13 protein-coding genes and 1 tRNA gene are annotated in these 12,903 nt (G+C 41.6%); 3 read left to right on the top strand and 11 right to left on the bottom strand.

Translation table 11 applies throughout. The features are described from left to right. Window positions 1–40: 40 nt before the first annotated feature. Entirely contained in the window at window positions 41–1,105 is a 1,065-nt protein-coding gene (gene nadA / locus C727_RS0113465) for a quinolinate synthase NadA (protein ID WP_017446172.1), read from the top strand. Window positions 1,106–1,199: 94 nt separating this feature from the next. After that, window positions 1,200–1,290 (top strand) — tRNA-Ser (locus C727_RS0113460). A 3-nt stretch (window positions 1,291–1,293) separates the two neighbouring features. Here the strand turns inward: C727_RS0113460 and C727_RS0113455 are convergent. From C727_RS0113455 to rplU, 11 genes are all read right to left on the bottom strand, one after another. Next, the gene (locus tag C727_RS0113455; protein WP_017446171.1) at window positions 1,294–1,563 is read right to left on the bottom strand and encodes an amphi-Trp domain-containing protein; all 270 of its coding nucleotides are present in this window, start codon (window positions 1,561–1,563) and stop codon (window positions 1,294–1,296) included. After that, the gene (locus tag C727_RS0113450) at window positions 1,550–2,878 is read right to left on the bottom strand and encodes a metallophosphoesterase (protein WP_017446170.1); all 1,329 of its coding nucleotides are present in this window, start codon (window positions 2,876–2,878) and stop codon (window positions 1,550–1,552) included. The genes C727_RS0113455 and C727_RS0113450 overlap by 14 nt, the downstream gene beginning before the upstream one ends. A 3-nt stretch (window positions 2,879–2,881) precedes the next feature. Next, window positions 2,882–3,568, bottom strand: a complete 687-nt coding sequence (locus tag C727_RS0113445; RefSeq protein ID WP_017446169.1) for a histidine phosphatase family protein — start codon at window positions 3,566–3,568, stop codon at window positions 2,882–2,884. After that, complete coding sequence (locus C727_RS19395; RefSeq protein WP_017446168.1) at window positions 3,565–4,533, bottom strand: NUDIX domain-containing protein; 969 nt, start codon at window positions 4,531–4,533, stop codon at window positions 3,565–3,567. Before C727_RS19395 ends, C727_RS0113445 begins: the two co-directional genes overlap by 4 nt. A 17-nt stretch (window positions 4,534–4,550) precedes the next feature. After that, window positions 4,551–5,657, bottom strand: coding sequence for an HprK-related kinase B (locus C727_RS18580; RefSeq protein ID WP_017446167.1), 1,107 nt, complete (start codon window positions 5,655–5,657; stop codon window positions 4,551–4,553). Further along, the gene (locus C727_RS0113430; protein WP_017446166.1) at window positions 5,654–6,550 is read right to left on the bottom strand and encodes a GAK system ATP-grasp enzyme; all 897 of its coding nucleotides are present in this window, start codon (window positions 6,548–6,550) and stop codon (window positions 5,654–5,656) included. Before C727_RS0113430 ends, C727_RS18580 begins: the two co-directional genes overlap by 4 nt. Then, a complete protein-coding gene (locus C727_RS0113425) occupies window positions 6,543–8,177 on the bottom strand; it encodes a PhoU domain-containing protein (RefSeq protein WP_017446165.1) in 1,635 nt (544 codons plus the stop codon). The genes C727_RS0113430 and C727_RS0113425 overlap by 8 nt, the downstream gene beginning before the upstream one ends. Window positions 8,178–9,284: 1,107 nt before the next feature. Beyond that, entirely contained in the window at window positions 9,285–9,788 is a 504-nt protein-coding gene (folA, locus tag C727_RS0113420) for a type 3 dihydrofolate reductase (RefSeq protein WP_017446164.1), read from the bottom strand. A 6-nt stretch (window positions 9,789–9,794) separates the two neighbouring features. After that, window positions 9,795–10,961: an Obg family GTPase CgtA gene (gene cgtA / locus C727_RS0113415; protein WP_017446163.1), complete on the bottom strand. Its 1,167-nt coding sequence runs from the start codon at window positions 10,959–10,961 to the stop codon at window positions 9,795–9,797. A gap of 113 nt (window positions 10,962–11,074) precedes the next feature. Next, window positions 11,075–11,332 (bottom strand): 50S ribosomal protein L27, encoded by a 258-nt coding sequence (gene rpmA / locus C727_RS0113410; RefSeq protein WP_017446162.1) that lies wholly within the window; start codon window positions 11,330–11,332, stop codon window positions 11,075–11,077. A gap of 17 nt (window positions 11,333–11,349) precedes the next feature. After that, complete coding sequence (rplU, locus tag C727_RS0113405) at window positions 11,350–11,661, bottom strand: 50S ribosomal protein L21 (RefSeq protein WP_017446161.1); 312 nt, start codon at window positions 11,659–11,661, stop codon at window positions 11,350–11,352. 240 nt (window positions 11,662–11,901) lie between these two features. On the opposite strand from rplU, the gene ispB reads away from it, so the two are divergent. Then, complete coding sequence (gene ispB, locus C727_RS0113400) at window positions 11,902–12,873, top strand: octaprenyl diphosphate synthase (RefSeq protein ID WP_017446160.1); 972 nt, start codon at window positions 11,902–11,904, stop codon at window positions 12,871–12,873. Window positions 12,874–12,903: the final 30 nt, after the last annotated feature.

The following is a 12,903-nucleotide window of genomic DNA, read 5'->3' as shown; positions in this document are numbered from 1 at the left end:
CGCAAATTTATCTACCTTTCTCTGATGAGGCGTTAGGCTTATGTCACAAATCGAGTTGAATGCGGGTTACGAATTTGAGTACCCAGCAAAACCTGTTCCATTATCCGATGCAGAGAAGTCGGCATATAAAAACAGGATCAAAAAACTGCTTGAAGAAAAAGACGCAGTTTTAGTAGCCCATTATTACACGGATCCAGAAATACAGGCATTAGCTGAAGAAACGGGTGGCTGTGTATCAGACTCGTTAGAAATGGCCCGTTTTGGTCGTGACCATCCAGCTAAAACTTTAATCGTTGCCGGCGTTAAATTTATGGGCGAAACGGCCAAAATTTTAAGCCCAGAAAAGCGGGTTTTTATGCCCACGTTAGAAGCCACTTGCTCACTTGATCTGGGCTGCCCGGAAAAAGAGTTTAGCGATTTTTGTGATGCTCACCCAGATCATACTGTTGTGGTTTATGCGAATACTTCAGCAGCTGTTAAAGCACGCGCAGATTGGGTCGTGACTTCATCTATTGCGTTAGAAATTGTTGATCATTTAGATAGCGAAGGGCACAAAATTATCTGGGGTCCAGATAAACATTTGGGTGCGTATATCGAGCAGCAAACTGGTGCAGAAATGCTTAAATGGAATGGCGCTTGTATTGTGCATGATGAATTTAAAGCCAAACATTTGCGTGAGATGAAATCTATGTATCCGCAAGCGGCTGTGCTTGTGCATCCAGAATCTCCAGCTTCGGTGATTGAATTAGCTGATGCTGTTGGCTCAACCAGTCAGCTCATTAAAGCGAGCCAAGAAATGGACAATGAGATGTTTATTGTTGCAACCGACAAAGGCATCTTTTATAAAATGCAGCAGCTAACCCCGCATAAAACTTTTATTGAAGCACCTACAGGCGGTAATGGGGCAACTTGTCGTAGCTGTGCACACTGCCCTTGGATGGCAATGAATGGCTTAGCGGCTATTGAAAACGCGTTAATTGCTGACGACTTGTCACCGCATGAAATTTTTGTTGATGATCAATTGCGTGAAAAAGCTTTAATTCCATTAGATCGCATGCTTAATTTTGCTGCCGAACTAAAAATGAAAGTTAAAGGGAACGCCTAAAAAACCAACAAACGCTCGCTTTAATCCTGATTTTTCGGGATAAAGCTTGCCAAAGCGGCCTGATTTGCCTATCATTCAGCCCGCTTTCATCAGCGGTGAGGTGGCTGAGCGGCTGAAAGCGCACGACTGGAACTCGTGTATACGTTAATCGCGTATCGAGGGTTCAAATCCCTCCCTCACCGCCATTTTTATTTTCCAGCTTTAACTTTTAAAATACCATCACCTGATTTTTTTTCCGAACCTTGCCAGCTCACGCGTAAGCTTAATTTATGCTGACTACCATCTTGCCCTGCAGTGACCCTAAATTGCATTAAACCTTGTGGTGATAATTGAATGCTTTTATTTTGATCACTTAACTCTAACGCTCCGCTACGCACGCCTTCGGTAATATTTTCAAGCAGCTCGACTAAAGCGTCTTTGTCAAAAATCGATTCGTAGCGAAAGTTATCGTTTTCCATTATTGGTGATCCTGTCAGGTTGAAAAAATTTAATTTTAGGATAATCGGTACTAATGCCGGCAATATATTGTTTGGGTGAGATCAGAGTAACGCCAGCACCTAAGCCTTTTAGGCCTTCTTTTTGCCGTGAATTGATATCGAGCGTAACATCACATTCAAAATGCAATAAGCCTTTTCGCACTGCAATTCTCTGTCCGTGATGCAAATTTCGGTGGCCATGCATAATGGCATAAATACCAGCTTTATGCGCGTGCTCTGTGCCAATTTGAGTAAGTGGCATATCAACGACCCTATATTTGGTGCGTATGGTATTGGCAATAGGCCCATAATAAAACTCGAACGGACTGGCTTTTAACGCGCTTTGAAATTGTTTGTTAATGTGGCTAATGCTATGTTCGTTAAGCATGGCAGCCATGCGGTCATCTAAACCAGCATGCACGTATAAAAAAGAGCCGCTTTTATAAGCAAGTTTTAGACGTTTAAAAAACCAACTAAACTCACCATCAGGTTGCAAAAATAACGCTTGCCACTTAATGGCAGCAGCATAGGCTTGGCGAATATCTAAACCCGCATCGGCGCAAACAGCCGCGAAGCGTTCCGTCTTTTTTTCGATTTTTTTTACTTCGCGCTCAATTGCGACTTTAGGCATGACCCAACCCGCTAGGTCGGCAAAGTTTTGCCACCAAACTTCGCTAGGGTAGAGTTGACTTTGACAATAATCGCTATCTGGGATTTTTTTCAAATCGGCAGAGCTGATATATTTGTCATAAATTTCTTTCAAAAATGGCACTGCTTTTGCGCCCATACGAATAAAAAAGTGACCGTTACGGGGATCATCGGTTTGCCCCACGCAGCGCATGCCAAATAATACTCTAATATCATGATTTCCCGCTAACAAGCGTACTTTCGCACCGAGTTTAATCAGCTTATATAGAGTTTCCAATAGCGCTAGGTTACTGGGGCCTTTGTCAAAAAAGTCGCCACCAAATACAAACAGGGCTTTTTGGCCAAATTCAGTTAATTCTAGTTGTTGGCTATTTTTACCCGTTAATCGTACACCGCCAGACAAGGCTAAGGAATGGCGCAAAGCGTCGGCATCTGCATGTAGGTCGGTGATAAAAATTATTTCACGTTTCGGCCATTGCCACCGAGCACCTGATAATAATGATTTAACGGCTTTTTTACTAACATGGTGGTTCGCTTTGCGTTTTCGTATTGCAAATTTTTTACCATCAAGCCAGGCTTGTGAAGTGAGGGGTAATTGCGATAAAGGCAGTTTATCTTGCACTTTTTCTAAATGTTTTTCTAACTGCATGGCTTAATCTCTATATTGACTGTGCTTTGCACGTACTTTCCACTCACCTAGCATTATTCGGTAGCCTGCGTCAGTTTTTTGGTATATAACAGGCTGTGCGTAGTGCATGCTTAACTGTTTTATTTGCTCAAATTTTAATATGCCGAGCTGATAGGCGGCATGTCGGATTGATGCACCGTGACCGACAAATAAATGCAGGCTATTCACAGGTTCGTTCGATATCTGGGATTGTATATACGTAGCTACTCGCTGCCCAGCTTGCATTAAAGATTCAGCGCCAGGCACTGGTAAACAAAAATAACTGTCAGATTTCCAATCTTTAGGCAGGTCTTTTACTCTGGGATCTTGTTGTAAAATTTGCTCAATGTCCGCGACTGTTAAATTGGCTAAACCACCTACGCTGCGCTCGCACAACTGCTCGGTTTGTCTAAAGGCGCATACGCTTATGTTTTTGTTATCAAGCTGTGTTGCAATGGCATCTGCCGTTTGCCAAGCCCTTAACAGGCTTGAACAATGCAAATAAATAGGCCTACCGGCATATTTAGAGCAAAATTCGCTGATTTGCTGTGCACATTGAACGGCTTGTTGCCAGCCTTGTTCACTTAACGGGTGTGGTTGAAACGCACTGGGTGCGTCGACTTGTTGTAAATAATGCGCATGACGAATAAAAGCAATGATTGGCTGGTTCATGACCTTAAATATTCCTGCAATTGCTCAATAATAGGTTCGAGCTGAGGGTTATTTAAACAGCTTTTGGCTTCGTCTAGTGACATCCATTTTCGCTGCCGGTGGGATTCTGGCCAACGGGCGTTAGATAGTTGATGTAATACTTGCATCGGATACACTTTAACCGTGCATTGTCCTTGCCATTTAGTGATCTCGTATTGACCTAATAAACAGGCTTCTACTTTGCCTTCGATGCCTGCTTCTTCAAATGCTTCTTTGGCGGCAGATTCTTGCGCACTCAAACCAGGTTCGTGAATGCCTTTAGGTATCACCCAGTGGTTGTTTTTACTTGAGGTAATTAACAAGAGTTGAATTTGATCTTTTTTAATACGGTAAGGTAACACGGCCGATTGTTGGTAATAATAGGCTGGCCGTATACGAGTCTCTTGACTACTTAAGTGGGGATACGGAAACCCTTTAGGCAGTAATTTTTTATTGGTTTGAGCGCAAGTTTCAAAGCGCTTTGGCGCTGCTTTTTTCCATTTTTTAGGGCCAGACAAAACGATCAGGGAAGAGGCTTTTAGCGGCTCGTGCGGTGCTTTGGACAAAGTTTTTAATAAAGCACTCAACTGTTTTTTATTACCAACTACGGCGACATTATTGGCCGAATCAGGTAGCTCTTTAATCATTTTGAGCTGTTGTTTTGGGCGAAGGTTAGCTAAAGTTTGTGTGCTACGAATCCGGTTAGCACCTAGGTTCATTGCTTTAAGCATTTTTTCGCTGCTTGTCATTGCGCGTTCTGAAGTTGAACTCAAAACCTCGTCTAGTATAAGATTTTGCCGCAATAACCAAATTCCGAGCCGTTGTGCTAAACGTTTACCTTTATCACTTAGTGGCCGCGTTGCTTTGCGCTTTGCATTATTACTTGACCCAATTAGGGTTTGTTTATCGCTTTTGCCTTCGCAGATTAGAATTAATTTTTTTGGCATCGCGGCTACCTCATCAGTTAAAGTTCCTGTGCACAGAAACGACTGAGCACTTGAAAATCGGCTTTACCTGTTACTTCATACACCTTGGTATTTGCTAACCGAGCAAGGTAGTCCTCTGCTTGCGGGGTAAACGTATCGTCAATAAAGTCGCCCAAATTGTCCTGATAAAAGGGACCCGGACTCTTCATTACGGCTTTTAATAAGTGTGGTTTTTGATGCAAACTGATTGCATTTATTTGTGTTGCTTGTTTGCTCTTATGCGACCAATTTAAAATATATAAAGCACCCAATGGGCCTTCCAATACGACTTTGTTATCACCAAACACATTTTTTATGTTTACATCGTGTTTTTCTTCTAGCTGCCATAAGTCTGTTTCTGCTAGCTCAGCATATTTATTTAGCTGCTCTGTGTCCAGCATTTTGCTCAGCGCTGGGTTATTCATTAGAGTACCGGGATTCACTCTTGGCAATTTAGGGATACCAGCAACTTTAACGGCGGATTGACCTGGACTGATAAAAAGCCTGTCGTTACTAATAAATTTAGCACCGTATTGATTCATTAAATGCAGCATTATGGTGGATTTACCGCCACCTGAATAACCTGCAAACGCCAGTGCCTGCTGATTCAGTAAACAAGCAGAGGCGTGGCTGATTAACCAATCTTCGGCTTGTAAATGATTCATATACTGGTTATTTATAAAGTTAATCACTTGGTTTAAATTGTTGGCGACCGCTCCCCATGCAATTTTGTGTTGCTGACTTTGCAAAAACTGCATTCCTGTGCGCACTTTTAAAATCACTCGACCTTGCTCGCATTCTACAAACGCATCTTTGCGCCCTGTTTTTCCTGGTTCGCGTGCCCAATCCTGCCAATCGTAAGGTAGGGGAGTACTATCTTCTTCTTCAAAAACATAAATCTGGGTGACCGGTGTGTCGGCACGTGGCGATATATATTCGCTAAAGTACTTTTTTAAGCTTTGCAGCACTACAGTATTATTGCTTATTATTCGTACTGGCAGCATTAAAAATTGAAAATCAGTTTCAAACCATTGCTGATGTTTAAAGTGGTTTTTAATTTGTTCGCTAATGTTTTTTGATTGCATTTGATTTGGCTTTATGTTCATTGCGCAGACCTTAATTCTTTTAAAACGTAATCAACGTACAGGCTGGCGGCATCTATGCCAGCGCCTTCTAGTGCACCTCTAAAGCCACCAAATGCAGATACTTCGAATACCACGGGTCCAAGTTCAGATTCGGCAACATCAACTGTCGTAAAGTCCATATTAAATGCGGCTTGCGCACGCTGGGCAATATCGATGATTTTTTCGCTTGGTTGATAGCTGGCATATTTACCACCGCTATTAATGGTTGTATTCCAAGTATCCGAACCTGACACTCTGGCATAAGTACCAAGGTATTCGCCGCCTAAAAACACTAAACCTAAATCTTTCCCTGGTAGGGCGAGTTTTTTCTGGATATACATACTGCGATGTTCTGCGTTAAATTCACTAATTTGTGCTCTTAACTCAGCTTCTGGTGTGCTGGCTTTGGCTACGAACATGCCGCGAGCTTTACTCGAAAATAGCGGTTTAAATACAGCTTCTTGGTATTCTTTTACTATTTTTATTGCTTGCTCAACAGATTCGGTCACCTGAGTCGGTGGCATAGGAATTTGTTGTTTACATAAGGTTATAGTGCAGCTTAATCGGTTTATTAGGCCAATGATGCTATCGGCAGGACTAAATACGCGGACGCCTTGCACTTCTAAAATACGCAGTAACTCTAAACGATCAATTACTTGAGGGTTATATTCTGGGCTTATTTTTTTTACCATCACAGCATCAAGCTCGGCGAGGTTTTGTTCTTGGTGCCAAAGTGATTGAGTATCGCTGTCGAACCGGATATCGGCCATGTCTATTAGCAGTCGAAAGCCTGTTTTTTCTTCGATTGCATCGGCTAGCTTTTCGCTAGACCATTTTCCGGGTAAACCGATCACGGCAATTTTTAAATTAACCACAAAAAAGTTCCTCAATGGGCAGTTTAAAGGTTGATAAGTCTTTATGTTGGTATTTGACCAATTGGGCCAAAATAAACTGGGCGCGCAAAAACATGTTGCGGGCCATCGTTTTATCCATAATAAATCGGGTCGAAGTGACAAAAGAACGGGCCAACCCTAGGGCGAGGCGTATTTCGAAGGTAGTATCTTTTTGTTCTTTAGCAACTGTACGGATCTGCTTATAAAAATTCAGTACTTGATTTTGAATTCGAGTGCGTGTTTTTTTATCTAACACCTGAAGGCGGTAGTTTGAAACCATAAATACACTAATGTCTTGCACATAATCTGAATAACAGGAGCGGTGTAAGTCTATTAATCTGATTTGGTTTACCGCAGGGTTATAAATAATATTGTCGAGGTTAAAATCACCATGAATAAATACCGAAAAGGGGGCAGGGTAGTCAGTTTCGATTGTTTCTGCGGCTATCAATAAGGTTTCTAAACTGGGCTGGTTTAAGCCGCCAATGTTCACACTGCTTTGGCGAAACTCTGGATGAATCGCATAAACATCTGGCAACCGTTTTCGCGTCTGGCTAATAAAACCTGCGGTAATGGTATTTTCTTGACGGGTTGTTTTATAAATGTCGGCGAGTGTTTTTGCAAGTTGCTCAATAGAGCGGTTCATTTGAGATTTTGGTGCATTTAATACAATTTGTTCAAAGGTTATCCCTGGTAAGTGCTCTATTAACAGGGCAGCATTATCGCCTGACTTTTGATACGTTAAAATTTGTGGTGCTATCCCTGGGTAGGTTTTATGCCAGCGTTCTACGCCTTCAAATTCTTCGTTTAATTTACTGAGTTCACCATCTTTAAAAATCGCTTGTTGCTGGTTGTTTTTTTTGTCTTGGTAGCGGACGCTAGAAATGCTGCTACCTGAGCGTGTTTCTGCTATTTGAGAGACTTCGACCTGTCCTAAGCTTTGTTCGCTTGACCAGCTTTGTAAAGTTTCTTTAAGTGATTGAAAGCGGTTAAGATCCATTGGTTGGCCAATGTTACTTGAGATGATCGCTTCACTGATATTTAATAAACAATCGCCCATTTGCTCTAAGTAGTGTGCAATGAATAGGCCTGTCACTTTATCTTGGATGTTTTTCTTTTTTTTCAGTGACTTGATGCTTTTTGTAAAAATCTTTTGATAAGATTTATCAAGTTTACGTTCGGTCTTTGCAAGCTTGAGTGCTTTTTCTGTGTTGGTATTAAACAGTGAAGTTTCAATTACTTGAGTACTTTTCATGATCTTTTCGATCATTGGTAAGTAGATAGAGAAATTAATTGATTTTTCAGATTCGATATAACTCGTTTGCTGAATACATTCACGAGCCAGTTGGGTGATCCTTTCTAGTTCGCTGGCTATGCTAGAAACGGCATTCATTTGTAATGTAATTTGTGGATCAGCGGGACTCATTTGGCGGGTCGCTGCATTATGAATGCGCAACATTAAATTATAGGAATAGCCGCTACGACTTAAGATCCGTTGTGCAATTGTTTCTACCCGAGTATCTAAGTAGGTGTGCAGGTGACTTAGTTGGGCATTTACTTCAATCACTAAAAATTTTAGATTGTCGCGGATGGCGCGGCTTAATTGCATAATTAGATTACAAAATAAAAAGATTATAGCATTTGAAAAGCCGAAAATTATGACAATACAGTAATAATTTCACGATAAAAAAAGGCGGCATAAAGCCGCCCGATAAATCTGAATCATCTTATCCCGATGATGACCTGCCATGTCACTCGCATGTCCCTTAGTACAAAAGATTCCTTAATCTAATAGTTCTATTTTGCGCTCCTGCTGGGGATCCACCCTGTGTCCAATATTACAATCCTATGCGCTCCCTATCCATATCTCCCTGACTGCTCCTGCGAGAGTTCCTCTCTAATCACTGTCCCTAATCCGTACTCCTAGTTTCCTATTACGCCGTCCTCAGCATTCCTTTTATTCCAATTCTCCCTGACTGCTCCTGCGAGAGTTCCTCTCTTATCACTGTCCCTAATCCGTACTCCTAGTTTCCTATTACGCCGTCCTCAGCATTCCTTTTATTCCAATTCTTCCTGATTGCTCCTGCGAGAGTTCCTCTCTTGTCGCTGTCCCTAATCCGTATTCCTGGTTTCCTATTACGCCGTCCTCAGCATTCCTTTTATTCCAATTCTTCCTGATTGCTCCTGCGAGAGTTCCTCTCTTGTCGCTGTCCCTAATCCGTATTCCTGGTTTCCTATTACGCCGTCCTCAGCATTCCTTTTATTCCAATTCTTCCTGATTGCTCCTGCGAGAGTTCCTCTCTTGTCGCTGTCCTTAATCCATAATCCTAATTTCCTTCAGCATCCCAGCTTATAAGTCCTTACCTTTACCCTAAATGTCCTTATTACATCATCCTGATGTTTCACTCCTGTTTTCCTTACCCTTTTCCTTAATCCTTGAATGGTTTCTTTTCCATGTCGCTCTGAATGTGGGTGCTTTCCTTGTTCCTAAGCAACGAGTAAATGATATTCAATCTCACTGTGTTATTAAACCAACGAGTTTGAAATAATTTTTTGTCATTTTTTTGTCACAGTTTTTTACTGAGAATATATCCAATTAGATCATAAAGATAAGAAAAAAAATGTGATTTTCTTCAAAAAAGATAACGCAAAAATCTTATTGAGTTTGTGAGATATATCTCACACGCGGATAGGGTGATCGTTAAAAAAAGGCGCATTAAGCGCCTTTTGGTTTTCGTTGATAGGTTTTAAAAACATGCTTTAGAGAATTTTTTTCATCAGTTTGACCAATTTTTTGATCGATCAATTGCCAGTGCTGTTCATCGATCGTGGGGAAATAAGTATCACCGCTCACGTCAGTATCGACTTCCGTAATAAATAAAGTATCGGCGTCGGCTAAAAACGTTTGGTAGATATGACCACCACCAATAATCATAACTTCATCGTTTGTTGTTTGTTTAGCTAATGATAAAGCTTCATTCGCTGAACTTGCCATTTTAACGTCAGGATGAACAACACCTTGGTGCCGACTTAAAACAATATTTAAACGCCCAGGCAGTGGACGACCAATAGATTCAAACGTTTTACGCCCCATAATAATAGGTTTTGCTAATGTCAGGCGTTTAAAGTGCTGTAAATCAGCTGGCAAATGCCAAAGCAGTTTATTATCACCGCCAATGACGCCGGCAGGCGTCATTGCTGCTATCATAGATATTTTCATAACCACCTATTTTTGATAAATAATTTCTGGACCATCATCATCATCGTCATCGTCCCAATCATCATCATCCCAATCTTCGCTGTCATCTTCAAGTACACTCTCGTGGTACGATTGCCACTTAAATTCAACTTGTTCTAATGAGGCTTCTTCGGATAAATCAGGTTTAGGGTTGGCCAGCAACCATTCGCCAAGTTCATTCACCAAATCATCTAAGTTTAGTCGTTCAGCCGCCGAAATTGCATGGATAGGACCTTGCCAGTCGAGTGCATCTATGATGTTTTGCATTTTTTCTTCGGCTTCGTCTTCTAACATAAGGTCAATTTTATTAAAGACTAACCAGCGAGGCTTTTGCGCTAACTCTGGGCTATATTTTTCTAATTCAGATAAAATAGTAAACGCATCTTCAATCGGATCTGAACCGTCGAACGGCTCAATATCAATAACATGTAATAATACCCGACAGCGTTCTAGATGTTTTAAAAAGCGGATACCTAAACCGGCCCCTTCTGCAGCACCTTCTATTAACCCTGGAATATCAGCAACAACAAAGCTATTGCCTGCGCCTTGACGAACAACACCTAAGTTAGGGACTAAGGTGGTAAAAGGGTAGTTGGCTATTTTGGGTTTAGCGGCAGAAACCGCACTAATGAAGGTGGATTTTCCGGCATTTGGCATGCCCAATAAACCGACATCGGCTAATAACATTAATTCTAAATTTAATTCACGTACTTCACCTGGGGTACCGTCAGTTTTTTGCCGAGGTGCTCGGTTTACACTACTTTTAAATCGAGTATTGCCAAGCCCATGAAAACCACCTTTGGCCACCATAAGTGTTTGTTCATGTTTCAGCACTTCACCTAAAACTTCACCGGTGTCGGCATCTGTTGCTCGGGTACCCACTGGCACTTTTAAATATTTGTCTTGCCCACGGCGACCAGTACAATTTTTACTTTTGCCGTTTTCGCCTCGTTCAGCAGCATGAAAACGTTCAAAGCGATAATCTATCAGGGTGTTTAAACCTTCATCTGCAATCAGATAAACGTCACCCCCATCGCCCCCATCGCCACCATCAGGACCACCATTGGGGACGTATTTTTCACGGCGAAAACTTACGCAGCCATTACCGCCGTCACCTGCGTCGACTTTGATTTTTACTTCATCAACAAAATTCATGGTTTACCTCTGGCGTGATTGTCGAATAGGTTATTAGGATATATCTTTTAAAAATTAAAAACAAAAAACCCCGCCTAAGCGGGGTTTTTATAAAAACATTTTTGCAGGGTTTATTAAGCAGCGTCGATGCTAATAAACTTACGGTTGTTTTTACCTTTCACTTCAAATTTTACTTTACCGTCAGATAAAGCAAATAAAGTGTGGTCACGACCAACACCTACATTGTCACCTGCGTGGAAACGAGTTCCGCGCTGACGAACAAGAATATTGCCCGCTAATACAGATTCGCCACCGTAGCGCTTAACGCCAAGGCGTTTACTTTCTGAGTCGCGACCGTTTCGGGTACTACCTGCTGCCTTCTTGTGTGCCATTGATTCAGTCTCCTCTATTAAGCATTAATGCCAGTGATTTTTACTTCAGTGTACCACTGACGGTGACCCGCTTGTTTGCGAGAATGCTTACGTCGTCTAAACTTAACAATTTTAACTTTGTCACCACGACCATGGCCGACTACTTCAGCCGTAACCTTGCCGCCCTCAACATAAGGTGCGCCAATTTTAATATCTTCGCCGTTTGAAACTAACAAAACGTTATCGAACTCTAAAGAAGCACCAGCTTCAAGCTCTAATTTCTCAAGGCGAACGGTCTGGCCTTCAGTTACACGGTGTTGTTTACCACCACTTTGGAAAACCGCGTACATAATATACTCCGCTCTCTTATCTTTTCACGTTTGACTAAGCAAACGTACTTATCTTCAAAACAGGGCGCGAATTCTACGACAAGCTTGCTTTAATCGCAAGGTTAAATTTACACCAAAACCCTCTTTTTTATGCTTTCGGGTATCGCAATTAAATTTAGTCGATGATTTTGGGTATTTTTTCACAAAATTGTGTACACTGTGCGCTCTATTTAATCAGCCAATAAATTTTATATACAGTAGATGCAGCTCGAAGAAATCAAGACACTAACGAGTCAGGATATGCTGGCCGTTAATCAAGTCATCGCACAGCAGTTAGAAAGTGATGTTTCATTGATTCAGCAACTCGGCTTTTACATTGTTAATAGTGGTGGTAAACGTATCCGCCCGCTTATTACTTTGTTAGCCACTCGTGCTTTAAAAGGAGATATCGAACCTTCTTTAACACTCGCTGCAATAATTGAATTTATCCACACAGCCACTTTATTGCATGATGATGTAGTGGATGAATCAGATAAAAGGCGTGGACGCGACACTGCCAATGCTTTGTTTGGCAACTCGGCGTCTGTGTTGGTTGGCGATTTTTTGTACACTCGTTCATTTCAGATGATGGTTTCTTTAGACCAAATGCGAGTGATGCAAATTTTGTCAAATGCAACCAATGTAATTGCTGAAGGTGAAGTGATGCAGTTAATGAACTGCAATGATCCAGAAACTTCAGAAAAAAACTATATGGATGTGATTTATTGTAAAACGGCAAAGTTATTCGAAGCAGCCACCCAGTTGGCCGCGGTTTTAAATAAAGAAGAAGCCAAAGTAGAGCAAGCAATGGCTGATTATGGCCGTTATTTAGGCACGGCATTTCAATTAATGGACGATTGGTTAGATTATGCCGGAGATGCCGACGAATTAGGTAAAAATATTGGCGATGATTTAGCGGAAGGTAAACCTACTTTACCTCTGATCCATGCGTTAGCACATGGTACACCTGAAGAAAAAGCGCTGCTAGAACAAGTCATTAAAGAGGGTGATGGGTTACAGCATTTAAATCAAGTGCAAGCGATTATTCGAGGTAACCGCTCGCTGGCTTATACCCGCCAAAAAGCTGAGCAACATGCTCAAATGGCGGTAGATGCGCTCGATGTGTTAGCTGATGGTCCTTATAAAGAAGCTTTAGCCGCACTTGCTTGGATTTCGGTTAGACGTAACCATTAAAGATTATTTTTACAAATAAACTGGGCCACT

Origin of the sequence: Gayadomonas joobiniege G7 (assembly GCF_000300815.1) — a bacterium.
Classification (GTDB): domain Bacteria; phylum Pseudomonadota; class Gammaproteobacteria; order Enterobacterales; family Alteromonadaceae; genus Catenovulum; species Catenovulum joobiniege.
This window is presented reverse-complemented; position numbering and strand designations above follow the sequence as displayed.